This window comes from Acuticoccus sediminis, assembly GCF_003258595.1.
GTDB lineage: Bacteria > Pseudomonadota > Alphaproteobacteria > Rhizobiales > Amorphaceae > Acuticoccus > Acuticoccus sediminis.
Map to the genome: position 1 here is coordinate 39,546 of NZ_QHHQ01000011.1, position 24,037 is coordinate 63,582.

Consider the following 24,037-nt stretch of genomic DNA (forward strand, 5'->3'; position numbering starts at 1 on the left):
ACGACTGATGAAGACCAAAGGCACACTCGCGCGCATGGCGTTCGCCGCGGCCATCGCGACATTGGCCCTGAGCGCGCCGGCCGCCCGCGCCGCTGACCGCCTGTCGGTCGCCCTTCCGGCGAAGATGTTCGTCAGCCTCCCGGAGTTCGTCGCGCAGGACAAAGGCTTCTACGCCGACCAGGACCTCGAGGTTTCGTTCGACCACATCGCCGACTCCTCGATCCCCATCCGCAGCCTGATCTCCGGTTCGTCGGACATCATCGAAGCCGGTATGGCCGAGACGCTCATCGCCATCGGCCGCGGAGCCGAGGCGCGCACCATCGGCGGCATCGCCACCGGCCTCCACTACGCGCTTTGGGTGCGGCCGGACGCGGGGATCGAGTCGATCGAGGACTTCGTCGGCAAGAACATCGCCGTCTCCAGCCCCGGCTCGCTGCCGCACGTCGTCATCCTCGCGCTGCTGCGTGACGCTGGCGTGCCGCAGGACGAGATCGACACCATCAACTGGGTCGCCGTGTCCGGCTCCAGCGCGCGGCGCAACGCGATCCTCGCGGGCACTGTCGACGCGACCGTCGCCTCCTACTCGCCCCAGGCCGACCGCGCCGAGGGGATCGACATGCTCTCCGTCGTCGGCGAGGCACTGCCGAACTACGTGATGCTGCCGTGGGACGTGTCGGTCGAGAGCATCGAGGAGCGCCGCGACGTCCTCAAGCGCTTCGTCACCGCCGAGCTGCTGGCCACCCGTTTCATCTTCGAGAACGAGGCCGAGGCGCTCGAGATCGCCAAGGCGCACTTCGACTTCTCCGACGAAGACCTCGCCGCCTACTACGACTTCTACACCGGCGGCATCTGGAACCCGAACGGCATCGTGAGCGACGAAGCCGCGACGTACATGCAGCAGCTGAACGTCGACGCCGGGATGCAGTCGAAGGTCTTGCCGGTCGAGGCCGTGCTCGACCAGTCGATCCTGATGGAAGTCCTGGACGAGCTCGGGCGGTTCGAGAACTGAACCGAACGATCTGACTGCCGCGGGCGATCTCGGCCCGCGGTCCCCCCTTGCGGCCGGAGGATGCCCGGCCCCGCGGAGTCGACTGACATGAAGACCCTCTCCATCTCCGGATTGTGCAAGACTTTCGTCGATCGCCAGGGGCGGACAGTCGAGGCCCTGTCCGGCTTCAGCCTTGACGTCGCAGCGGGTGAGTTCATCACCATCGTCGGCCCGTCCGGTTGCGGCAAGACAACGATGCTGCGGATCGTCCAGGGCCTCGAGGAACGGTCGGCCGGCACCGTCACGATCGACGGGCGGGAGATACGCGGCCCCGGCCCGGAGCGCGGCTTCGTCTTCCAGCAGTACGGGCTCCTGCCGTGGCTGACGGCCGCTCGCAACATCGCCTTTGCGCTCGACGCACGCGGCGTGGCCCAGGCCGAACAGGCCGAGCGCATCCGCGTTGCGCTGGAGACCGTCGGTCTCTCCGCCTTCGCCGATCATTACCCGCGGCAAATGTCGGGCGGCATGCAGCAGCGCGTCGGCATCGCCCGCGCCCTTGCCGTCGACCCGGACATCCTCCTCCTCGACGAACCATTCGGCGCGCTCGACGCCCTGACGCGCGAAATCCTCCAGAACGAGATGCTCGCCCTGTCAGAGCGGATGCAGAAGACGATCATGTTCGTCACGCACTCGATAGACGAGGCGATCATGCTCGCAGACCGAGTGGTCGTGATGTCGGCGCGGCCGGGACGGATCGCGACGATCATCGACATCGACATTCCACGCCCCCGCGCGGGCCGTGGCGAGGAGATCCGCGAGAGCGCGGCCTTCACCCACTACCGCCGACAGCTCTGGGATCACCTGATGGCGCGCGAGGTCGCCGCATGAGCGCGCGCGACCACGAGTGGCAGTACAACCCGCGTGTCACAACCCCGGACTCGGCCCGTTACCGTGAGCGCGCCGAGGCCGAAAGCGCGGCGACCCGCGAGCGCCTCGCCTTCGCGGGCGACATCGCCTATGGCGAGCGCCCCGAGAGCACACTCGACCTGTTCCCCGGCACGCCCGGCGGCCCGGCGCACCTCTTCCTGCACGGCGGCTACTGGCGCGGGCGCGACAAGCGGGACTTCAGCTTCGTCGCCGCGCCGCTGGTCGAGATCGGAACCACGGTCCTCGTCGCCAACTACCAGCTCTGTCCCGCTGCCACGCTGCGCGAAATTATAGCTCAGACGGCCGATCTCCTCGCCGCGCTCCCAGGCCTCGCCGGGCGGCACGGGTTCGACGCCAGCCGTGTCATCGCCTCTGGCCACAGCGCGGGCGCGCATCTCCTCGCCGCGGCGATGAGCGCGCCCGAGCACCGCGCCCGCACCGCCGGCTCCGTCCGAAGCCTCGTTCTGGTCAGCGGTATCTTCGATCTGACGCCGGTCCCCGCCATCTCGGTGAACGAGGAGATCCGACTCGATCCCGGCGACGTCGCCGCCCTCAGCCCTATGGCGATGGACCCGCCCGAGGGCGTGGCGATGGACATCGTCGTCGGCGGTGCGGAAAGCCCCGGCTGGATCGCCCAGTCCGCCCTCTACGCGGAAAAGTGCCAGCTCGCCGGGGTAGAGGCGGACTTCCTCGTCGCCCCGTGCGAAAATCACTCTTCGATCATGGAGACGTACGCGGATGCGGCGTCACCTCTCTTCGCGCGCCTCTCGGCGCTTCCCGGCTTCGCCTGAACGGACCTCACCAACGAACGAGCACGCATATCTCCAGGCGGCCGGACGCAGAATCGGGTGGATCGTGCGCAGACGGAATTTCTACCCATGATCGTGATCGACGAAACCGAGGCCCGCGCGCGGGTTAGCCTGATCGATGCCGTGGAGGCCGTCGAGGCGTCCTTCCGCGACCTCGCCAACGGCAAGGCGCGTCTCTTCCCCACCGTGCGTGAGGGCGTGGCGGCCGGGCGAGGCACCTTCGGCGTAAAGTCCGCGGAGCTGTCCTCCGCTGGCATCGTCGGCCTGAAGGCGGGCGGCTACTGGCCCGGCAACATGGAGCACCCGGGGCGGCCGGACAATCACCAGTCCACCACCCTCGTCTTCGAGCGCGATACGGGCCGGCCGATCGGCGCCGTGGCAGCCAACTGGCTGACCGAGGCGCGCACCGCCGCAGTCGGAGCCATCGCGATCCGCGCGCTCTCGCGTGAAGACGCGACGACCTTGTCGATCATCGGAACCGGCAAGCAATCGGCCAGTCAGGTCGAGGCGGCGCTCCTGGCCCGGCCGTTTTCGCGGATCCTCCTCTCGGGCCGACACGCCGAGGGTATCGAGGATCTGCGCATCCGCCTTGAAGCGCGTGGAATCGCGGCGGAGGCCGCCTCGCCGGAGGATGCGGTGCGCGCGGCAGATGTTCTCATCACAATCACCCCGGCGACGGCACCCCTGTTCCCCGCCGATTGGGTCCGCCCCGGAACCCATGTGAATGCGATGGGCGCCGACACGCGCGGCAAACGCGAGCTCAACCCCGCATTGATCAAAGGTGCCCGGCTCGTGGTCGACAGCATCGAGCAATCCACCACGCTCGGTGAGATGGAGGGTGTGCCCGAAGCCGAAGCCGTGCTTCTCGGCGACCTTCTCGCGGGCAAGGTCACCGGCCGCGAAAGCGCACGGCAACGCACGATCTTCGACAGCACCGGCCTCGCGATCCAGGACCTCTGCGTCGCCGCCCGCGCCCTTGGCCACTGATCGAGGGAAGGCCGGGATAGCCTTGATCGGTTCGTGGAGTTAACCGAGCCGCTAAGGCGCATATTCTGCGCCTCCGTCAAGACCGGGCAACCTGTGCTCGGGTCCTGAACCCCCCGGCGGACCTCTGGCGCAGACGGTATCGGTTCAACTGGGCAGGGCGCCGGATGGGCGAATCCGCCACGCACGGCTTTCCAAACCAGCGCGCCGCTCCAGATCCGTGCTATTGCACCGGACTGACACACGAGCACTTCCTGCCCCGGCCCGACCGCGGCCACCGGACACACCTTGATGGACCTTATCGACAAGAGGATCGCCCCCGCCGGCGAGGAGGAGCGGGACGGGCTGCCCGCGCCGCGGCGCTACTACGCGATGGCCGCCGTCTGGCTCGCCCTCGTCATGGCGGTGCTCGACAGCGCCATCGCCAACATCGCGCTGCCGACGATCGCAGCGGAAGTCGGCGCGGATCCGGCCCAGTCCGTCTGGATCATCAATGCCTACCAGATCGCCATCATCATGCTGCTGCTGCCGCTGGCCGCCCTCGGCGAGATCATCGGCTATCGCCGTGTCTTCGCGGCCGGGCTCATCATATTCGTCGTCGCGTCCGTCGGCTGCGTCGCGAGCGACTCGCTCGGCGCGTTGACGGCCTGGCGGTTCGTCGAGGGCGTCGGCGCGAGTGCGATCATGGCGATCAACGGCGCCCTGCTCCGCCTCGTCTGGCCGCATCGCCTCCTGTCCCGCGGCATCGGCTGGAACGCGACGATCGTGGCGATCTCGGCGGCGGCCGGGCCGACAGTGGCGGCTGCGGTGCTGTCCCTCGGCTCGTGGCGCTGGCTGTTCGCGATCAACGTGCCGATCGGTCTCGCAGCGCTCGCCATCGGCCTCTATTTCCTGCCGGCGAGCGAGCGCTCCGGACGGCCGTTCGACTGGGCCTCCGGCGTCCTCAGCGCCATCGCCTTCGGCGCGCTGTTCCTCGCCGTCGGCGACGTGACGGGCGGACACGTCGGCAGCCGTACGCTCGCCGACCTCGCCATCGGTCTCGCGGCCGGGTTCGCGGTCATCTGGCTGTCGCGGCGGTCGGTCGCGCCGATCATCCCGCTCGACCTCATCCGCATCCCGTTGCTCCTCCGAAGCTACGGGACGTCCGTGTTCGCCTTCGCGGCGCAGATGATCGGCCTCGTGGCGCTGCCGTTCTATCTCGGACACCGGTTCGGCTTCTCGCACGTCACGGTGGGCCTCGTCGTCACCGCGATCCCGATCGGGACGATGGTCGCGGCGCCGCTGTCGGCGCGCCTTCTCGATAGGATCTCCGCCGCCACGCTCGGCGCGGCGGGGCTCATCCTTCTGGCCGCGGCCTATCTCGCCGTCGCCGGGCTCTCGTCCGCGGCGCTCATCGCCGCCTGCATGTGGATCGTCGGCTTCGGCTTCGGGCTGATGCAGACGCCGAACAACCGCGTGATGCTCGGCGAGGCGCCCTGGCGCCGGAGCGGAGCGGCGGCCGGGATGCTCGCAATGTCCCGCCTGACGGGTCAGACTCTCGGCGCGATCGTGACGGCGCTCTGCCTTCGGGTGTGGGGCACGTCCTCGGTCGCGCCCTTCCTCGTCGCGGCGGCCTTCGGCCTCGTGTCGGCCGCCTTCAGCGCGACACGCAGAGGCCGCACCGCGGGGTAGGCACGCGCTCCGAAGGCTGCGCTGCGACCCGCCGCGTCGGCCCCGGCCGGCGGTTCCCGGCCGCAGCGAGCGTGGTGGCCCGGGCCGATCAGTAGCCCATCGCCCGGGGCAGCGCGGTGACGAGGCCCGGGAAGACGATGCAGAGCGCGAGAAGCGCGTACATCGCGAGGATGAACGGCCAGCTCTCGCGCACCAGCGTCCCCATGTCGACCTTGGTGATCCCGCAGACGACGAAGAGGATCACGCCGACCGGCGGCGTCAGCATGCCGATCACGAGATTCAGGACGAACAGGAAGCCGAAGTGCAGCGGGTCGATCCCGTACTGGACCGCGATCGGGTGGAAGAGCGGCACCAGCATGATGTAGGCCGCGTTCGATTCCAGGAACATGCCCACCACCAGGAGCATCGCCGCGATCAGCCACAGGAAGGCGAACGGGTCCCTGGTGATCCCTCCGACCAGACCTGCGAGCTTCAGCGGGAGCATGTCGATGGTGAAGAGGAACGTCACCGTGGAGGCGAATGCGATCATCGCGCCGACCACCGCCGTGGTCTTCGCCGCCGTCACGATGACGTCCGGAAGGTCGGCGAGCCGGAGCTGACGCGTCACGCAGAAGCCGAGGAAGAGCGCGTAGCAGCAGCCGACGGCGGCCCCCTCCGTCGGCGTGAAGGCGCCGCCCACGATACCGCCGATCACAAGGATCGGCAGAAGGATCACGAGGCCGTTGCGCTTCAGCTGCCGGGCGATGTTGGCAAGCGACACCGGCGCGCCGGTGACCGGATAGCCGCGCCGCCAGGAGATCAGCGAGCACAGCGCCATCAGCGCCGCGAAGAGGATCAGCCCCGGCACCACGCCCGCCATGAAGAGCCCGCCGACCGAAACGCTGGACCCGGCCATGTAGGCGTAGACGATCATCGCGCCCGACGGCGGGATGATCGGCCCGAGGTTGGCGGCGGCGGCGACGATGCCGGCCGAAAAGCCGAGCCCGTATTCCTTCTTCAGCGACGGCACCAGTGTGGAGGACAGCGCGGAGGCGTCGGCGACGGCAGCGCCCGAGACCGAGGCGAGGCCGGCGCCCGAGACGATCGCGACCTGGGCGAGCCCGCCGCGCATGCGCCCGATGAAGGCGTTCGCGAGGTCGACCAGGCGGTCCATGATCCCCGCCTTCAGCATCAGCTCTCCGGTCAGCATGAAGAGCGGGATGGACATCAGCGGGAAGGAATCGACCGCGTTCATCAGCCGGGTCGGCAGGATCGCGAGGTCGAAGTCCGCGATCAGAAGGCCGGCGAGCGCCGAGACGCCGAGCGCGAAGGCGAGCGGCATCCCGAGGATGGCGAGGCCGAGGAAGGCGGCGATCACGACGAGGCTCATGAGGGCTGCTCCAGGATGGCGTCGCCTTCGGGCGGAACGAGCGTAGCGGTCGCCGTCGGCCAGATCGCCTCGGCGAGGAGGTGCAGCGCCGTATGGAGGGCGCTGACGATGACGGGGACGAAGAAGACGCTGGACGTGACGTCGAGCGATCCGAGCCGCTCCGACCAGGTGGCGTCCGCGACACGGATCGCGGTCGCGAAGACGACGAGGAGCATCCCGGCCGCCAGAAGCGCGAGGAGCCGGGCGAGGCCGTCTCGCAGGGGTGCGGGCAAGCGGCTCACCAGGATGTCGATCCCGACGTGCGCCCTGTCCCGCAGGCCCAGCGGAATAGCGAGGAAGACCGTGGCGACGAAGGCGAGGCGCGAGACTTCCTCGGCCCAGTCGATCGAGGAGTTGAGGAGGTAGCGCATCCCGACCTGGGCCGAGACCACGGTCACCATCACGGCGACGCATCCGATGACGAGGAGGCGGACACCGGTGTCGATGCCCGCCAGAACCCCGAGCGCGATCCGCTTCATGCCCGCCACGGACCCCGCCTCGCCGTTACTGGCCGACCGCGGGGCTGCCGAGCAGGCTGGCGATCTCCGGCGAGAGCTTGGACTTGGCGTCCGCGGCGACCGGCGCGGTCGTCTCCCGCAGGGCCGCGGCGAACTCCGGCGACACTTCCGTGTAGGTCATGCCGTCGGCGATCAGCTTGTCCAGCGCCGCAGCGTCCTGCTCGGCGGCGAGCTCGCGCTGGAAGGCGATCGCCTTGCCCATCGCGTCGCGGATCGCGGCCTGTGTCTCGGGATCCATCGCCTCGAACTTCTTGCGGTTGGCGACGACGGAGATGAAGTCGAAGAAGTGGTTGGTGTTGGAGACGTACTTCTGCACCTCGGCGTAGCCGGCGACGTTGATGATGGCGAACGGGTTCTCCTGCCCGTCGATGACCCCCTGCTCGAGCGCGGAGTACAGCTCCTTCACGTCCATCGCGACCGGGTTGGCGCCGAGCGCGCGGAAGGTGGCGAGGTGGGTCTCGTTGGGCTGCAGGCGGATCTTCAGGCCGTCGATGTCCGCGACGGAGGCCACCGGACGCACGTTGTTGGTTAGCTGGCGGAAGCCGAGTTCCATGTAGCCGAGCGAGAGCATGCCCTCGTCGGCGAGCTTGCCGTCGATCGCCTCCCCGACCGGGCCGTCGACGACGGCGAAGGCGTCCGCTCGGTCGGCGAACTGGAAGGGCAGCGAGATGGCTGCGAGATCCGGAACCGTGCGGCTGAGGTAGGCCGAGCCGACCCAGATGATCTCGACCGCGCCGAGCTTGACGGCCTGCACGTTCTCGGCCGCGCCGCCGAGCTGCTGGGCGGGGAAGACGTCGACGGTGACGGCGCCGTTGGTGGCCGCCTCGAGCTCCTTCTTGAAGACCTCCATGGCGAGGCTGGAGGAATGCTCGGTGGCGAAGTTGCCGGCGACGCGGATGGTCTCGGCGTGCGCAGTAAACGTCAGCGCCGCGAGCGCGCCGGCGACGACGGGAAGAAGCATCTTGTTCATGGGTTCTACCTCGGCGGTTCCCTATGGGACGGTGACGTTCCGGTCGCGGTCCGACGTCGGCCGCGGATCATTTCGATGGATTGAAGTTGCCGTGTCCGGGCATTGCCATCCATGACAAAATTGGAGACGCTGCGTACGGAAAATTAGAACGGTGCGCGATGGCTCTTCACCTCGTTCCCCGCGGAATTCTCTACATCGAGGCGGTTGCCGCGGCCGGCTCCATCCAGGCCGCATCGCGGGAGATCGGCATCTCCGCGTCCGCGATCGACCGCCAGATCGTGCTGCTGGAGGACAAGCTCGGCGTGCAGCTCTTCGAGCGGCAGACAGGCGGCATGGCGCTGAGCCCGGCCGGCGAGAGCTTCCTCGTCCTCGCCCGGCGCTGGCGCGCGGACGAACGGCGCATCTGGTCCGATATCAAGCAGATGCAGGGCTCGGAAGTCGGCCACGTCCGCCTCGCGGCGATGGACTCCATGGTCAACGGCGTCGTCCCGCGGATCCTGAGCGCGGTGTTCGAGCGCTTCCCGAAGCTGCAGATCGACGTCGAGGTGATGCCCCCCGACGGAGTCCCGGACGCACTCACCGAGGGCGAGATCGACCTCGCCATCGCCTTCAACGTGCGCCCGAACCGCGACCTGCACACCGTGTGGAGCGAGACGCTGCCGCTCGGCTGCGTGGTGTCGCCCGGCCACCCGCTGGCATCCGAGCCGGACACGACGCTGAAGGAGGCGACGCGCCACGCGATCGTCCTGCAGAGCCACGCCCTCGCGATCCGCCGGATCCTGGAAGCCCGGCACGGCTGGATGTTCTCCGAGGGCGGGCCGCCGGTCGCGACGAACTCGCTCCAGCTCGTGAAGCATCTGGCCGCGGCGGGCACCCACGTCGCGATCACGTCCGAACTCGACGCCGCGCCGGAGATCCTCGACGGGCACCTCGTCTTCGTGCCGGTGTCCGACCGGACCGCCTCGCCGCAGTCGGTCGCGCTCGTCATCAGCACGCGGCGCAGCCTGCCGCGCGTCAGCCGGATCGCGAGCGAGATCGTCGAACGCGTCCTGAGCGACATGCTGGCGGAGGTGCGCGCCCGGCGGATGGCGGCGACCGGTGCCGCCCCGGCGTGAGTCCGCCGGCCATTCGAATTTCTCGAACGGCACGTCGCCGATTTTGTCATAGTTGAGAACATGAGAGACCCGTAGCCTCGCGCTCCATTCAGACGAAAGAGCGCCGATGCCGACGGACGGGATCACTCTTGGAGCCATCAACGAGGCGGACGATGCGGCGGCCGCCGGGATGATCGTGCCGTTCATCGAACGCTCCCCGCTGCTCGCCGCGCGCGTCGCACGACGCCGGCCCTTCCGCGATCCGGACGCACTCGCGGAGGCGGTGCGCGTGGAGATCGGAGCGCTGTCGCATGACGAGCTCGTCGCCGTCCTCCGCGGTCACCCGGAACTCGCCCCGCCCGCGCCGGAGGCGATGACGTCGCACTCGCAGAGCGAGCAGGGGCGGCTCGGCCTTTTCGTCCCCGATGGGGAGGTGCGCAGCCGTCTCGCCGAACTCAACCGGATCTATCGCGAGAAATTCGGATTTCCGTTCATCGTCGCGCTGGTGCGCCACCCCGATCTCGCTTCGGTGCTCGCCGCCTTCACTGTCCGTCTGTCGTCGACCGCGGAGGAGGAGATGGCGGCAGCGCGTGACGAGATCGCCGCCGTCAGCCGCAGCCGCATCCTCGCCGCGCTCGGACCCGGCGACGATCAGGCGCCGGAGCCTCCTTCTTTCGCGGCGCAATCAGCCCTCGGCTGATCGGGCCGGCGCCCGCTCGCCGACCGGCCGTGGCTTAGGCTGCCGCCATGGCCTCGCGGATGGTGGCGGCGCTGGCCGGACGCCGGCCGCTCGAAACGATCCTGCGGACCATCGCCTCCACGTAGTCGAGATTGCTCCGTCCGGTCCCGAAGGGCGCGTCCTCGAGACCGACCCGCAGGCCCCCTCCCCGCTCCATCGCCAGCTCGGCGAGCGGGTCGATGTCCACGCCGAGGCCCGCGACCATCCACCGGCTCCCCGGCGCCTCCTCTGCGAGGAGCGCAAGATAGGCGTCGAGCGCGTAACCCTTCGGCGGAAATCCGAAGGTGAACTCGTCCGAGAACATGAACCGGTAGAGCGGGGCGGGCATCCCCGGCCGCTGCCGCGCCGCCGCCGCGCCCAGCCTGAGGAACCCCGGCTCGTAGATCGCGTAGCTCGGGTGGAAGCGCTTGGTGTCGGCCAGCGACAGGCCCTCGTCGATGTCGGCGAAGTCGTTGCGGTAGACGAAGCCGCCCCTCCCGCCCTCGATGTCGCGGTAGCGGGCGAGGTTGGCCGTCCCGGGATCGACCACGGACCACTCGATGAGTCCCTCGTCCGCCAGCCGGGAGACGGCAGCGAAGCGCCCGGCCGCCCCGCCCTCGATCGCGACCCCCTTGTCGCCCGCCAGCGGGATCGAGGGATAGACGATCACGTCGACCTTCGCGCGGATCCCCTCGAAGATCGCGGCGTAGATCTCCCAGTCGTCCTTTTGCAGCCCGGTAGAAGCATCGTAGGCGTGAAGGTGGATGACGGCCGCCCCCGCCTCGGCGCAGGCGATCCCCTCGGCCACGATCTCCGCGATGGTGACCGGAATTCCCGGCTGGCGGTGCCTGCCCCACGGCCCGTTGAGCGCGGCCTCGAGCCACACGTCGTTCGTCGCTTCCATCTTTCGCCCTGGGATCTTTCCGCCCCAGCCTCCCCGAAACGACGGGAGGGTAACCGGTGAACGACCCCGACGCGAGCGTGCCTCCCCCTCACCAGGCGCCGGACGGAGGCGGCTACTGCGTCCAGTCCTGGCCGGCGAAGTAGACGCGGACGATGCGCAGCTCGTCGTCGGCGAACTCCGCCAGGACCGTGGCCTGACGGCGGTAGCCGAAGGTCCGGAAGGCGGTATGGACGGGGTGCGCGGTCCCGAGCTGGGCGCCCCGCGCCGCGCACCCCTCCAGCCAGTCGAGGAAGGCATCCGACCAGTCGAGCGCGAAGGCACGGCCGCGGGCATGCGCCAGCACGCGGCCCCAGCGGGCGATATCCTCGATGGCCTCGTCGGTGAGGACGAGGCGGCGCGCCTTCATTCCGCGATCGCTGCCCGGATCCGCCGCCGCGCCGCGTCAGCGCCGGTCAGCGTGGCGCCGGCGCGATAGCGTGCGATATCGGCGTCGATCTGCTTCAGGTCGGGCCCGGTCGGCCGATCCAGAAACTCCCGCAGCGCCGCTCGCACGACCTCGGACACGGAGGCATAGTCCCCGCTCGCCAGCTCGGCTTCGATGGCGGCGGCGTGCTGGTCGGTCAGGCTGATACTGACGTTCTTCATGGCCAAGCCACTCACATTTACTACGATAAAATAGCATGCGAAGGGCTGTCGTCCAAGGTCCGGCGGACCACCCCGCCGGTAGCGTGGCCGTCCGCCATGGTCCCCTTGGATGTCCGCGAGACGGCAGGACCTCGCCCCGCCGTCCGAAATCAGGCGTTACGCCGCGACAGCCTGGCTGGGCGGAATGCCGAGAAGGTCGGCGAAGAGGCGGGCCCGCGGGATGGCGCGGACGTGGCTCGCCATCGGCACGCCGCTCTCGGCGAGGATCATCGTGCCGGCGTCGAGCAGCTTCTCGAGGTCGATGCCGGTCGTCACGCCGAGGCGCTGGAACAGGTAGACGACGTCCTCGCTCGGGATGTTGCCGGTCGCGCCGGGCGCGAACGGGCAGCCGCCGAGGCCCGCGACCGAGGTGTCGAACGAGCGGATTCCGCCGTCCATCGCCGCCAGAATGTTGGCGATGCCGAAGCCCGCCGTGTCGTGCCCGTGGAAGCAGAAGCGCGCGCTGCCGCCGAAGGTGTCGATGCACCGCTTCGTCAGGCTCTTGACGTGCGCGGGCGTCGCCATGCCGGTCGTGTCGCTGATGGCGTATTCCATGCCCTCGCGCAGCGGGATGATCTTCTCCAGCGTGGCGAGCACCTTGTCCTCGTCCGTCACGCCGTCGAACGGGCAGTGGAAGCAGGTGGCGAGGCCGACGCGGATCGTCAGCTCGTTCAGCGGGTCGATCTCCTCCAGCATCGCCTTGAGGTCGGCGATGGAGGCGTCGGTCGAGCGGCGCACGTTGGACTGGTTGTGCGCCTCGGAGACGGAGAGGACGAAGATGAGGTTCTTCACCCCCGCCGCGAGCGCGCGGTGCGCCCCCTTGGCATTGGGGACCAGCGTCATCCCGGCGACGTTCGGCATCGGCGGCAGGCCGGCCATCACCGCTTCCATGTCCTGCATCTGCGGGATCGCCTTCGGGCTGACGAACGAGCCGAACTCCATGCGGGTGAAGCCGGCGTCGGCGATGCGGCGGATGAGGTCGATCTTGACGTCGGTCGGGATGAACCTGGCGATGTTCTGGAGCCCGTCGCGCGGACCCACCTCGACGATTTCGACTTCGCTCTCGGTCATGGCGCTTCCCTCCTTTTTGTGTGTCTGTCCCGGCCTAGAGGAAGGGGCGCGGTGCGACCATTATTCGTTGGGAAGGGGGAGCTTCTCGCGTCGATAAGCCTCCGACTCGCCGCGCAGGTGGCGCAGCATCAGGCGCACCGAGGCATTGAGACGGCCGGAGGAGCGCATGCAGATCGACAGCGTGCGGTGTGCCCACTCGTCGTCCAGCGGCACGCTGACGACCCGCGGGTCGTCCGGCACGACGCCCTGCGGCATGATCGCGAAGCCGAGGCCCGCGGCCGCCATCTCGATCGCCGAGCCGAAGGTCGTCACCTCCAGGACCGGATCGATCGTGAGTCCCTGCGCTTCTGCCGCCTCCGACAGGAGGATCTGCAGGGAACTGCCGGTCTCGAGGCTGATGAACGAGCGCTCGGCGAGCGCCCGGAAGCGCAGCGACGCGCTCGCCGCCAGCGGGTCGGACGCCGGCAGGAGCGCGATGAGCTGGTCCTCGCGCCAGGCGATCGCCGTGAGACCGGACGGCAGCGGGATGTGCCCGGCGACGACCCCGATGTCGGCGATCCCGTCCTGCATCGACTGGATGACGTTGGGGGTCGTCTCCTCCCGCAGCACGACCCGCACCTCGGGGTAGAGCCGCGTGAAGCTCGCGATCTCGCACGGCAGGAACTGGTGCATCGCCGAGGAGTGGGCGTGGATGCGCACCTGCCCGCGCGTTCCTCCGGCGTAGGTGGAGAGATCCGCCGCCATCTCGTTGACGGACTCGAACAGGGACCGGGCGTGCGCGGCGAGGGCCTCGCCGGCTGGCGTCGCGCTGACCCCGCGCGGGTGGCGGTAGAAGAGCAGCACGTCGAGCTCGGTCTCGAGGTCGTTGATGCGCTTGCTGACCGCGGAGGAGGCAATGTGCTCCTGCTCGGCCGCCTTGGTCAGGCTCTTCAGATTGTAGACCGCCACGAAGATGCGCAGCGTGGTGAGATCGAAGCGGATCACGGGCGAATCCAGTCCCTCGGCGACCGTCCCACCGAGGTCGCCCGGGCGTGGCGGGCGCGCGGCGGGCGGTCATGGGCAGCTCGTTTTTTCATCGTTGCGTGATGCTAGATCGGGCCGCGTCCGCTGGGAAGCGGCCCCGTGGATCATAGTCTTCGCCGATCAAGAACGCTGGTGTTCCGAACCACGTCTTCTCCACCCCGGTGCCCCGCAATAGCCTTTCCGTGAGCCGGCGCACCATCCGTCGCCGGCTCGTCAGAAGCCCGCCGCGCGACCATTCGCAGAACGAGCGGGCCTGAGCCTGGGAGGACCCTATGGATGGCTTCACGCCGGGCATGCTCGGCGGGGTCGGCGATGCGCTCGCGCGACCCGAATGCGTGCTCACCACCCGTAGCGGTGACCTTTACGTGTCCTATGCGGCCGGCAACGGCGTCGGCGGCGTCAGCCACGTCGACCCGTCCGGCCGGACGCGCCACATCGTTGCGAAGGACGCGCCGGACGGGTTCCTGCCCAACGGCATCGCGCTCCTCCCCGACCGCTCCTTCCTGATCGCCAATCTCGGCCCCGGCGGCGGCGTCTACCATCTGGCGGACGACGGGACGCTGACGCCGCGACTCCTGGAGATCGACGGCACGCCGCTGCCGCCGACGAACTTCGTCGGCATCGACCGCAGCGGACGCATCTGGGTCACCGTCTCCACCTGGCAGGTCCCGCGCGAGAAGATGATGTTCAAGGGTCGCGGCGACGGCTTCGTCGCCGTCATGGACGGGGACGGCGGCAACGCCCGCATCGTTGCCGAGGACATCGACTTCACCAACGAGGGCGTCGTCGATCCGACCGGCGCCTGGCTCTACGTCAACGAGACGATGGGCCAGCGCACCTCGCGCTACCCGATCGCGCCGAACGGCGATCTCGGCGCCAGGGAGGTCGTCGCGCAGTACGGCCCCGGCACGTTCCCCGACGGACTGACCTTCGACGCGGAGGGCGGCGTCTGGATCGTTTCGGTCTGCTCCAACCGCGTGGTGCGAACCCACGCCGACGGTCGCCAGGACATCGTCCTGGAGGACGCCGATCCGGACGTCCTCGCCGACTGTATCGCAAGGTTCGACGCCGGTGAGTGCGCCCGCCCGCTCATCGACACGGGCGGCAAGCGCACGCTCGGCAATCTCGCCAGCATCGCCTTCGGCGGGCCGGACCTCTCCACGATCTACCTCGGCACCCTCTTCGGCACGCGGATCGTCCACATGCCCGCGCCGGTGAAGGGTGCCGAGCCCGTCCACTGGACCTTCTAGTCGAGCGACCCCAGGCCTCGCGCGGGGCCGTCACAGAGCGCGTCCGCCTCCGGTTCGCCGGGGCCGGCCGCGCTCCCGAGAGAGCGCGCGCCAAAAGCACCGGCAGAAGCCGGGCCGATAATCCGGGAGGAACACGGAACATGAAGAAATTCACGGCCACCATTGCCGCCGCCGGCATCGCCGCGCTGACGGCCCTGCCGGCCCTCGCGCAGGACATGACCCTGCGCATGGGCACCTTCGCCACGTCGACGAGCCCCTGGGGGCAGGCGATGAAGGCCTTCTCCGACATCGTCGGGGAGAAGACCGACGGGCGCATCAAGATCGAGGTCTACACCGACGGCCAGATCGGCGGGATGCAGCAGCTCCTGACCGGCATGCAGCTCGGCACCATCGACATGGCCTACTTCGACGTCACCGTCGCCGCCTTCCTGAAGGGCGCCGAGGAGATCAAGGTCGCCATCGTCCCCTACCTGTTCGACACCAAGGCGGACGCCGCGAAGGTGCTGAACTCCGAGCTCTTCCAGAAGATCTACGAGGACATCGCGCAGCGCACGGGCGTGCGCATCTTCGCCGCCTACGGCGACCGCTCGCCGCGCGCGATCCAGACGACCAAGGGCCCGATCGAGACGCCCGAGGATCTCAAGGGCTTCCGGATGCGGGTCGCCGGCATCGACATCTACGAGGCGATGTTCGAGACGCTCGGCACCCAGATCACCCCGCTCGGCATGACCGAAATCTACAATGCCCTGTCGCGCGGCATCGTCGACGGCCAGGACAACGGCTTCGAGCTCGCCGTCCCGCCGAAGTTCCACGAGGTCGCCAAGTACTGGTCCGCCACCGACCACGTCTACGGCGTCACTGGATGGTTCATCTCCGAGCAGGTGTGGAACCGCCTGTCGGACGACGACAAGCAGATCTTCCGCGAGGCCGGCAAGGCGGCGGGCAAGGTCTCGACCGACGCCACTAACGCGCTGGACGCCAAGGGCCGCGAGATCCTCGAAGAGGCCGGCGTGACCTACACCGAGCCGGACCGCGAGGCGTTCAAGGAGGCCCTGAAGGACGTCTACAAGGACTTCGAGGGCACGGTCTGGCCGGACGGGCTGGTCGCCCAGATCCGCGCGCTTCAGGACCAGGACTGACGGAACAGGGCGCGCCCGGCATGCTCGGCTTTCTCGCGCGGATCGAGGCGGGCGTCGCCTTCGCCGTCAAGGCTGCGGCGATGATCGTGATGGTCATCGTCGCGGTCTTCACCCTCGGCTCGGCGTCCGACCGCTACATCTACGATACCGCCTTCAACGCGTACGACCAGATCGCGCAGCTCGCGCTGGTCTGGCTGACCTTCCTCGGCATCGTGCTCGCCTTCCGGGCGCGCACCAACATCCGCGTCGACCTCGTCGACGGCATGCTTCCGGTGCGCCTCCTCGCCGCGCGTGACATCGTCAGCGACGTCGCGGCCATCGCCATCTTCGGCGTGATCCAGTGGAAGGTCTGGCGCCTGGTCGAGGTCGGGGCCGGTCAGGTGATCATGGGCACCCCCTTCTCCTCCGACGCGACCTTCCTGGCGCTCGCGGTGAGTTCGGCGGCGGCGATCGTCATCCTCGGCATCCGCCTCGTGCTTCGGCTCGCGCGGTGGGGCGCGCCAGAGGTCGACGCGGGCACAGGTCCGGAGGACCAGGCGTGCTGACCATCATCTTCCTCGTCTTCCTCGGCGCCGTTCTCGTCGGCTTCGACGTCGGGCTCTCGATGGTCGCGGCGGCGATCGTCGGGATGATCCTCCACCCGACCTATCCGGTCGACCTCATCATGGTGCCGCTCACCATGTCGAACGCGGTCAACGACTCCACCCTGGTGACGATCCCGCTGTTCGTGCTCGCGGCCGAGATCATGAACCACGGCGGGCTGACGCGCCGGCTGGTCGACTGGGCGCTGTCCGTCGTCGGCCACGTGAAGGGCGGTCTCAGCCAGGTCTCGATCACGTCCAACCTCATCATGGCTGGCGTCTCCGGCTCGGCTGTCGCCGACGCGGCTGCGACGGGCGGGATCCTCATCCCGGCGATGCGCAAGGAGGGCTACCCGGAGGGATATGCCGGCGCGGTCGTCGCCTCCGGCGCGATGCTGGGTCCGATCATCCCGCCGTCGGTGCCGATGATCATCTACGCGGTGATCGCCAACGTCTCCGTCGTCAAGCTCTTCATGGCGGGGATCGTGCCCGGCGTGATGCTGGCGGTCGGCTACATGGTGATCTGCTGGCTGATCGCGCGGTCGCGCGACTACCCCTCGCGGCCGCGCCAGGGGCTGCGGGCGATCATCGCCACCACGCAGTACTCGCTGTTCGCGCTCGGGATGCCCGTCATCATCGTGCTCGGCATGCGGTTCGGCTACGTCACCGACATCGAGGCGTCCGCGCTCGCGGCGCTCTACGCCCTCCTCGTCTCGGTCTTCGTCTACCGCGCCATCGGTCTCCGGCAGCTTCTGCGGGTGATCTTCCTCGCGACGCGATCGGCCGCGGCGGTGCTCTTCCTTCTGGCCGCCGCGGGGCCGTTCGGCTGGCTGCTGGCCGAGGCGAAGATCAACGACGCTATCGCCAGCGGGATCCTCTCGATCACGTCCGATCCGCTGGTGGGGCTTCTCCTCATCAACCTGATCCTGCTCGCGATCGGGTGCTTCCTCGAGCCGCTGCCCGCACTCGTGATCTTCATCCCGTCGCTGCTGCCGGTCGGCGCCGCGCTCGGCATCGATCCGGTTCACCTCGGCCTCGTCATGGTGATGAACCTCATGATCGGGATGCTGACGCCGCCCGTCGGGCTGCTCCTCTTCGTGGTGGCCGGGATCGGGCAGATCCCGCTGGTGAAGATCATCCGGGCGGTGCTGCCCTTCCTCGTGTGGTCGCTCGTCGTGCTCGGCATCGCGACCGTCTTCCCGGCCGTCGTCCTCTGGCTGCCGGGCCAGGTCTGACCATTGGAGCGTTACATGTCGCAAGGCCCGCTTGCCGGCGTCCGCGTCGTCGATCTCACCCGCGTGCTGGCGGGTCCCTTCTCCACCATGCTCCTCGCCGACCTCGGCGCGGAGGTGATCAAGGTGGAGACCCCGGCCGGGGACCAGATCCGCGGCCAGGGCGGAATGCGCAACGGCTTCTCCTGGTACTTCGCCGGGTTCAACCGCAACAAGCGGTCGGTGAAGCTCAACATGCGCACCGACGAGGGGATGGCGATCCTCAAGGACCTCATCCGGACCGCCGACGTGCTGGTCGAGAACTTCCGCCCCACCGTGCTCGACACGATGGGGCTGACCGAGGAGGTGCTGAAGGCGCTGAAACCGGATCTCATCGTCTGCTCGATCTCCGGCTACGGCCAGACGGGACCCTACAAGGACCGTCCGTCGTTCGACTTCATCGCCCAGGCGATGAGCGGCTTCATGAGCTCCACGGGCTATCCCGACCGCGAGCCGCTCCGGGCGGGCCTTCCGATCTCGGACCTGATCGCGGGCCTCTACGGGGCGCTCGCCGTGTCGGCCTCGCTGCGGCGGCGGGAGGTGACGGGCGAAGGCGAGCGCATCGACGTCGCGCTCGTCGACTCGATCCTCTCCTTCGCGTCCTACTTCGCCGCCAACTATCTAGCGACAGGCACGGCGATGGAGCGGACCGGCAACGACCACCCGGTGGTGGCGCCCTACGGCGTGTTCCGGGCGAAGGACGGCGACGTCGCGATCGCGCCGAGCAACGACCAGATCTACGGCCGCCTCGTCGACGCGCTCGGGCTGCGCGAGGCGCTGTCCGGGCCGGACTTCGCCACCAACGCGGCGCGGATGAAGAACCGCCCCCGGGTGAACGCGATCATCGACGCCAAGATCGGCGAGGACACGCGCGACCACTGGATCGACCGGCTGAACGCGGCGGGCGTACCCTGCGGGCGCGTGCTGACCTATCCCGAGGTCTTCGAGGACCCGCAGATCCTGGCGCGCGAGATGGTCTGCGAGGTGGAGCACCCGGGACGCGGGCCGATTCGCATGGTGGGCTTTCCGATGAAGCTCTCCGAGGCGCCGTGCGAGATGCGCAACCCCGCCCCCGAGCTCGGCGCCGACACCACCCCGGTCCTCGAGGCGCTGGGCTACGACGCGGAGAGAATCGCCGCGCTGCGCGACGGCGGCGTCATCTAGGCTGCGCTCGCGCGGGGGCACCCGGTCGGCGACCGCCCTCCCCCTTCCATGTTCCACCCCCGGCAACGTTCGGTCGCCGCGACGACGCTCGAGGGCGCGCGGCGCGACGCCGGGCCGGCCACCATCAACGTCCGCCCGGGACGCGCGGCTCGCGGCGTGTCCCGGGCGGCGGCCGTCTGTCCGCTGCGATATCGGCTGTACCTTCGGAACGTCTCGCCCCATCCTGCGCTGGCCACCCCCCCTCCCCCTCGAAGGACAGCGCTCATGACCGGCCCCCTCGCCCCCGACCTCGCCCGCCGGATTCTGGACGAGGTGCGCGCCGGCTTCGAAGACCAGATCCGCTTCACCCAGGAGCTCATCCGCCTGCCCTCCCTGCGCGGTCAGGAGCAGACGGCGCAGGACTTCATGGCCCGCACGCTGACGAAGCGCGGCTACGGCGTCGACCGCTGGCGGATCGACCCGGAGGACATCCGCCACCACCCCGGCTTCTCCCCCGTCGCGACCGACTACTCCAACGCCTACAACGTGGTCGGCGCGCTCCGGCCCCGGGAGGAACGCGGGCGCAGCCTCATCCTCAACGGTCACATCGACGTCGTGCCGACGGGGCCGGCCGACATGTGGTCCGCGCCCCCGTTCGAACCCCGCCGCGAGGGGGACTGGCTCTACGGCCGCGGCTCCGGCGACATGAAGGCGGGGATCGCGGCCAATGTCTTCGCCGTCGACGCGCTCGCCCGGCTCGGCTACCGTCCCGCCGCCACGCTCTACCAGCAGTCCGTCATCGAGGAGGAGTGCACCGGCAACGGGGCGCTGGCCTGCCTCGTGCGCGGCTACACCGCCGACGCGGCGATCATCCCCGAGCCGGAGGACGACCGGCTGGTGCGCGCCAATGTCGGGGTGCTCTGGTTCCGCGTCCACGTGCGCGGCCACCCGGTGCACGTGCGCGAGGCCGGCACCGGCGGAGACGCGATCCAGACCGCCTACCGCCTGATGGCGGGCCTGCGCACGCTCGAGGAGCGGTGGAACGCCCGCAAGGGCGCGCACCGCTACTTCGAGGACCTCGACCACCCGATCAACTTCAACGTCGGCAAGATCGAGGGCGGCGACTGGGCCTCGACCGTACCCGCCTGGTGCAGCTTCGACTGCCGCATCGCGATCTACCCGGACCAGGATCCCGCCGAGGCGGCGCGCGAGATCGAGGCGCAGATCCGCGAGAGCGCGGCCGAGGTGGCCTTCCTCGCCAACTCGCCGCCGGAGGTGGAGTTCAACGGCTTCTTCGCGCGCGGCTACGTGCTGGAGCCGGGGAGCGATGCGGAGACCCTCCTCGCCCGCTGCCACCTGACGACCTTCGCCAGGCCGCTGGAGAGCTTCGTCACGCCCGGCTACCTCGACGGGCGCGTCTTCGTCATCTACGCCGACATGCCCTGCCTCGTGTACGGTCCCGTGTCGGAGGCGATCCACGGGTTCGACGAGCGGGTCAGCCTCTCCTCCGTGGAGCGGATCACCGGCACCATCGCGCTCTTCATCGCCGAGTGGTGCGGGCTGGAGCCGATCGACGCCTGACCGGTCCCCCCCGCATCCGTGCGTCCGTTGCGCGCGGGCCGACTGGCCCGGGACTTGAATGGACCGTCGCGATGGTGGGGCCGGCTTGATCGTCGTGCCACGGTCCCGGACCGGCACAAGCTCCCCGCCTTCGGGCCCGGCACCCGCCGGGTCAACGCGCGTCTTCGGCCATCGCCGCACCAAGAGCAGCACGGAGGAGGAGTTTTCGAGATGGACATGGGCGTCTTCATCCCCATCGGGAACAACGGATGGCTGATCTCGAAAGCCTCGCCACAGTACAAACCGAGCTTCGAGCTCAACCGGACCGTGGTCCAGAAGGCCGAGGAGTACGGCTTCGAATTCGCGCTCTCGATGGTGAAGCTGCGGGGATTCGGCGGTGAGACCGAGTTCTGGGACTACAACCTCGAGAGCTTCACCCTCATGTCGGCGCTGGCGGCGGTCACGACGAAGATCAAGCTTTTCGCCTCGTCGGCCATCCTGACCCTGCCGCCGGCGCTCGTCGCCCGCATGGCGACCACCATCGACAACGTCGCGCCGGGCCGGTTCGGCATCAACATCGTCAGCGGCTGGGCGCCGAACGAGTACACGCAGATGGGGCTGTGGCCGGGCGACGCCTACTTCGGCTACCGCTACGACTACGCGAGCGAGTACTGCCAGGTCATGAAGGAACTCTGGGAGACCGGCCAGTCGGACTTCAAGGGCAAGTACTTCACGATGGACGACTGCCGCCTGCAGCCGACGCCGACCAGCAAGATCGAGATCGTCGCCGCCGGACAGTCCGACACCGGCATGGCCTTCTCCAGCACCTACGCGGACTATTCGTTCGTCCTGGGAACCGGCGTCAACACGCCCGCCGCATTCGCGCCGACGGCCGAGCGGCTCGCGTCCGCCGCCGCGAAGACGGGCCGTGACGTCGGCGCCTACGTCCTCTTCATGGTGATCGCCGACGAGACCGACGAGAAGGCCCAGGCGAAGTGGCAGAGCTACCGCGAGGGCGCCGACCTCGAGGCGCTCGCCTACATGGGTGTCCAGGGGGCCGCCGACACCGCGTCCGGCGAGACCTCGACCGCTCGCGCGATCAACCTTCCCGAGGGCGCTGTGAACTTCAACATGGGCACCATCGTCGGCTCCTACGAGACGGTCGCCGCGATGCTCGACGAGGCCGCCGCCGTACCGCACGTCAAGGGCATCATGCTGACGTTCGACGACTTCGTGATCGGCATCGACCAGTTCGGCCAGCGTATCCAGCCGCTGATGACGTCACGTCGGGTCGCCGTCCCCGCGCAGTAACCGGGACGGTTCCGCCCTCCCCCACATCAGGCCGGCGCGCCGCGGCGTTCGTAGAAGCGGGCGCAGAAGGCGATGAAGGCGAGGTCCGGCTTGCGCGGCGGGGTCTTCTCGCTGGACGCGAGCCAGTTCCGCCATTCGGCCTCGATGAAGTACGGGTCCCAGCCCGGCGCGGCGTCGCGGGCGGCCTCGTAGGTATCGGAGTCGAGGCGGATCTCGTCGATCCAGTGCGGACCGGTCAACGCCGGCTGCATCGTGTTGCGGTTGACGAAGACGACCTTGTCGTCCGTCTCGTCGTAGGCGATGTGGTAGTCGGGAAGGTGGTCGGTCTCGGCGGTGTCCTTCAACAGGTAGCGGAACTGCTTGAGCGGGCTCTTCGACCCCGACTTCTTGTGCAGCAGCTGGACGGAGCAGCGCCACTGCGCCTGCGCCCCGCAATGCTTGCGGGCGAGCTCGTAGAGCCGCCGCTCGATCGGCTTGCGCAGGCGGAAATAGTCCGGGTGAAGGGTCAGCACGTCCTGCGCGCGGATCGCCTTGAAGACCCAGTCGGACAGCTTCACCTCGCACCACAGGAGGCGCCCGTCGAGCCCGTGCTTGCGCCGGATCGAGGCGGCGTCGATCAGGCCGAAGGTGCTGTACTCCTCCTCGTCGCCCGCGCGCACGTTGGTGGAGATGCGCGTGCCGGCGAGCCGGTCGAGCGCTTCGGCGAGCGCGGCGTAGTCCTTCCCCGCCGTGCCGCGGTTGGTGAAGATCAGCAGATCGCGCGAGTTGATCCGCACGTTCTGCGAGACCGCCTCCCCGCGATTGAGCTTCGCCATGATCTGCGAGATGCAATAGATGAGAATATCTTTGTCATAAATGGTGGCGAGCCCTTTCACGCTGGGCGTGATCTCGATCCAATTCCCGTTGTGCTCGTAACGGCGGATGGCCGTCTCGGGCTTCTTGGAGAGCGAGTAGAACGGGTGCTCCATATGCTGCATCAGGTCCTTGAGGACCGCGTCTGCAACGTCGCAGATGAAGAGGTCCTGCTCGGGGTGGCGCTCTGGCAGCAGCGTTGCGAGATCGCGCGCCGACTCGAGCGGCAGAGACGACTGTTGAGGCGTTTCGTAGCTCATGGCGCACCCATTCGGGGTTTCAGTGACTCGAACAGCAGATTCGGGGTTTCAGTGACCCCGACTCCACCTTCGGGGTTTCAGTGACCGCCGTCAATAGTTCGGGGTTTTAGTGACCACAGCGACGGATTCGGGGTTTCAGTGACGCCGGTTCGGGGTTTCGATGACGGGGATTCGGGGTAACAGTGACCGGCTGGACGATTCCAGCGTCGATTCCAGCTTGTCTTTCAGCGGGTTACGCGAACGGGGATTCCCCTTAACACGGAATCTAACACCCATTTAACCCCTCGAACCCGTGCCAGAACGAATCCGGGGGACGAACGAAATTCCCCATCCGACACGAACGCACCGCATCGCGAGCCCCCTCCCCTACCGGTGAGAACCCGGCGATCCCGTCGATGATCCCCCGCTGACCTCGGCACTCGACATGTGAAGCGCCATCCCCGCTGCAACGGCATCATAGGGCTGACGAAGCAGATCGTGCAGTTTCTGGACTGACGGTCCGTATCCTCCGGTTTTCGCACTTACGAGTAAGACCGACCGGCTCGCACAATTTTCATGCCGTCGGTAAGGTCAGACATCATCGGGCGGCCAAAACCCGCACCGACCGTACAGCGCTGCCCTCCCGTACCGTACGTACTGGCCGACCGATATGTGTTGGCCACTCCGTACACATGAGACCAACCGATAACCCTATGATCCGGATTTCGTTGGGATTAAATGAATGAGCCGGTTTTCATGCGGATGGTAAGTCCGATGCGGACACCATCATACCGGTACGACCGATCCGACAAGCCGTTCGGCTGACGTCACCGAACCGGCCTCCGAGCGGGCAGACGCAGGATATCAGCGGCACCCGGCACGGTCCTTTCCATCCCTACGAGACACAACATGCGGATATCGC

Annotated in this window: 23 protein-coding genes; 14 read left to right on the plus strand and 9 right to left on the minus strand. The window is 68.5% G+C overall.

From position 1 onward, the window contains the following. Positions 1–7: 7 nt before the first annotated feature. From DLJ53_RS31185 to DLJ53_RS31205, 5 genes are all read left to right on the plus strand, one after another. Positions 8–1,009, plus strand: a complete 1,002-nt coding sequence (locus tag DLJ53_RS31185) for an ABC transporter substrate-binding protein (protein ID WP_111352240.1) — start codon at positions 8–10, stop codon at positions 1,007–1,009. Positions 1,010–1,096: 87 nt separating this feature from the next. Next, positions 1,097–1,876, plus strand: coding sequence for an ABC transporter ATP-binding protein (locus tag DLJ53_RS31190; protein ID WP_111352241.1), 780 nt, complete (start codon positions 1,097–1,099; stop codon positions 1,874–1,876). Continuing rightward, complete coding sequence (locus tag DLJ53_RS31195) at positions 1,873–2,706, plus strand: alpha/beta hydrolase (RefSeq protein ID WP_111352242.1); 834 nt, start codon at positions 1,873–1,875, stop codon at positions 2,704–2,706. The genes DLJ53_RS31190 and DLJ53_RS31195 overlap by 4 nt, the downstream gene beginning before the upstream one ends. Before the next feature lie 87 nt (positions 2,707–2,793). Then, positions 2,794–3,711 carry an ornithine cyclodeaminase family protein gene (locus DLJ53_RS31200; RefSeq protein WP_111352243.1) on the plus strand — a complete coding sequence of 306 codons (918 nt, stop codon included), beginning with the start codon at positions 2,794–2,796 and terminating at the stop codon, positions 3,709–3,711. 288 nt (positions 3,712–3,999) lie between these two features. Further along, the gene (locus DLJ53_RS31205; RefSeq protein WP_111352244.1) at positions 4,000–5,379 is read left to right on the plus strand and encodes an MFS transporter; all 1,380 of its coding nucleotides are present in this window, start codon (positions 4,000–4,002) and stop codon (positions 5,377–5,379) included. 88 nt (positions 5,380–5,467) lie between these two features. Here DLJ53_RS31205 and DLJ53_RS31210 read toward each other — a convergent pair whose 3' ends face one another. The 3 genes from DLJ53_RS31210 to DLJ53_RS31220 are packed head-to-tail and all read right to left on the minus strand — an operon-like array spanning position 5,468 to position 8,275. Beyond that, positions 5,468–6,748: a TRAP transporter large permease gene (locus DLJ53_RS31210; RefSeq protein ID WP_111352245.1), complete on the minus strand. Its 1,281-nt coding sequence runs from the start codon at positions 6,746–6,748 to the stop codon at positions 5,468–5,470. Continuing rightward, positions 6,745–7,266 carry a TRAP transporter small permease gene (locus DLJ53_RS31215; protein ID WP_244935208.1) on the minus strand — a complete coding sequence of 174 codons (522 nt, stop codon included), beginning with the start codon at positions 7,264–7,266 and terminating at the stop codon, positions 6,745–6,747. The genes DLJ53_RS31210 and DLJ53_RS31215 overlap by 4 nt, the downstream gene beginning before the upstream one ends. A gap of 25 nt (positions 7,267–7,291) precedes the next feature. Continuing rightward, entirely contained in the window at positions 7,292–8,275 is a 984-nt protein-coding gene (locus tag DLJ53_RS31220) for a TRAP transporter substrate-binding protein (protein WP_111352247.1), read from the minus strand. A gap of 158 nt (positions 8,276–8,433) precedes the next feature. Between DLJ53_RS31220 and DLJ53_RS31225 the strand changes: the two genes are divergently transcribed. Together DLJ53_RS31225 and DLJ53_RS31230 are read left to right on the plus strand one after the other, a co-directional pair. Continuing rightward, entirely contained in the window at positions 8,434–9,390 is a 957-nt protein-coding gene (locus tag DLJ53_RS31225; RefSeq protein WP_111352248.1) for a LysR family transcriptional regulator, read from the plus strand. Between the two features lie 106 nt (positions 9,391–9,496). Further along, the gene (locus DLJ53_RS31230; RefSeq protein WP_111352249.1) at positions 9,497–10,069 is read left to right on the plus strand and encodes a 2-oxo-4-hydroxy-4-carboxy-5-ureidoimidazoline decarboxylase; all 573 of its coding nucleotides are present in this window, start codon (positions 9,497–9,499) and stop codon (positions 10,067–10,069) included. A 34-nt stretch (positions 10,070–10,103) separates the two neighbouring features. Here the strand turns inward: DLJ53_RS31230 and DLJ53_RS31235 are convergent, their stop codons facing one another. The 5 genes from DLJ53_RS31235 to DLJ53_RS31255 form a co-directional block, all read right to left on the minus strand. Next, entirely contained in the window at positions 10,104–10,991 is an 888-nt protein-coding gene (locus tag DLJ53_RS31235; RefSeq protein WP_111352250.1) for a beta-keto acid cleavage family enzyme, read from the minus strand. 112 nt (positions 10,992–11,103) lie between these two features. Beyond that, on the minus strand, positions 11,104–11,397 hold the full coding sequence (locus tag DLJ53_RS31240; RefSeq protein WP_111352251.1) for a hypothetical protein: 294 nt from the start codon (positions 11,395–11,397) through the stop codon (positions 11,104–11,106). After that, positions 11,394–11,636: a ribbon-helix-helix domain-containing protein gene (locus tag DLJ53_RS31245; protein WP_111352252.1), complete on the minus strand. Its 243-nt coding sequence runs from the start codon at positions 11,634–11,636 to the stop codon at positions 11,394–11,396. The genes DLJ53_RS31240 and DLJ53_RS31245 overlap by 4 nt, the downstream gene beginning before the upstream one ends. Positions 11,637–11,792: 156 nt before the next feature. Beyond that, a complete protein-coding gene (locus DLJ53_RS31250; protein ID WP_111352253.1) occupies positions 11,793–12,746 on the minus strand; it encodes a hydroxymethylglutaryl-CoA lyase in 954 nt (317 codons plus the stop codon). Positions 12,747–12,806: 60 nt separating this feature from the next. Beyond that, complete coding sequence (locus DLJ53_RS31255; RefSeq protein WP_111352254.1) at positions 12,807–13,730, minus strand: LysR substrate-binding domain-containing protein; 924 nt, start codon at positions 13,728–13,730, stop codon at positions 12,807–12,809. 311 nt (positions 13,731–14,041) lie between these two features. Between DLJ53_RS31255 and DLJ53_RS31260 the strand changes: the two genes are divergently transcribed. The 7 genes from DLJ53_RS31260 to rutA all read left to right on the plus strand — a co-directional run bounded on the left by DLJ53_RS31260 (position 14,042) and on the right by rutA (position 22,024). Beyond that, a complete protein-coding gene (locus DLJ53_RS31260) occupies positions 14,042–15,019 on the plus strand; it encodes an SMP-30/gluconolactonase/LRE family protein (RefSeq protein ID WP_111352255.1) in 978 nt (325 codons plus the stop codon). Positions 15,020–15,159: 140 nt separating this feature from the next. Beyond that, the gene (locus tag DLJ53_RS31265) at positions 15,160–16,158 is read left to right on the plus strand and encodes a TRAP transporter substrate-binding protein (RefSeq protein ID WP_111352256.1); all 999 of its coding nucleotides are present in this window, start codon (positions 15,160–15,162) and stop codon (positions 16,156–16,158) included. Positions 16,159–16,178: 20 nt separating this feature from the next. Continuing rightward, positions 16,179–16,703 carry a TRAP transporter small permease gene (locus tag DLJ53_RS31270; protein ID WP_111352257.1) on the plus strand — a complete coding sequence of 175 codons (525 nt, stop codon included), beginning with the start codon at positions 16,179–16,181 and terminating at the stop codon, positions 16,701–16,703. Continuing rightward, positions 16,697–17,974 carry a TRAP transporter large permease gene (locus DLJ53_RS31275; protein ID WP_162409738.1) on the plus strand — a complete coding sequence of 426 codons (1,278 nt, stop codon included), beginning with the start codon at positions 16,697–16,699 and terminating at the stop codon, positions 17,972–17,974. Before DLJ53_RS31270 ends, DLJ53_RS31275 begins: the two co-directional genes overlap by 7 nt. A 15-nt stretch (positions 17,975–17,989) precedes the next feature. After that, entirely contained in the window at positions 17,990–19,174 is a 1,185-nt protein-coding gene (locus tag DLJ53_RS31280; RefSeq protein ID WP_111352259.1) for a CaiB/BaiF CoA transferase family protein, read from the plus strand. Positions 19,175–19,438: 264 nt separating this feature from the next. Continuing rightward, positions 19,439–20,734 carry an ArgE/DapE family deacylase gene (locus DLJ53_RS31285; protein WP_111352260.1) on the plus strand — a complete coding sequence of 432 codons (1,296 nt, stop codon included), beginning with the start codon at positions 19,439–19,441 and terminating at the stop codon, positions 20,732–20,734. A gap of 210 nt (positions 20,735–20,944) precedes the next feature. Beyond that, on the plus strand, positions 20,945–22,024 hold the full coding sequence (gene rutA / locus DLJ53_RS31290) for a pyrimidine utilization protein A (protein ID WP_111352261.1): 1,080 nt from the start codon (positions 20,945–20,947) through the stop codon (positions 22,022–22,024). 26 nt (positions 22,025–22,050) lie between these two features. Here the strand turns inward: rutA and DLJ53_RS31295 are convergent, their stop codons facing one another. Continuing rightward, the gene (locus DLJ53_RS31295; protein ID WP_111352262.1) at positions 22,051–23,136 is read right to left on the minus strand and encodes a replication initiator protein A; all 1,086 of its coding nucleotides are present in this window, start codon (positions 23,134–23,136) and stop codon (positions 22,051–22,053) included. Positions 23,137–24,037 lie beyond the last annotated feature (901 nt).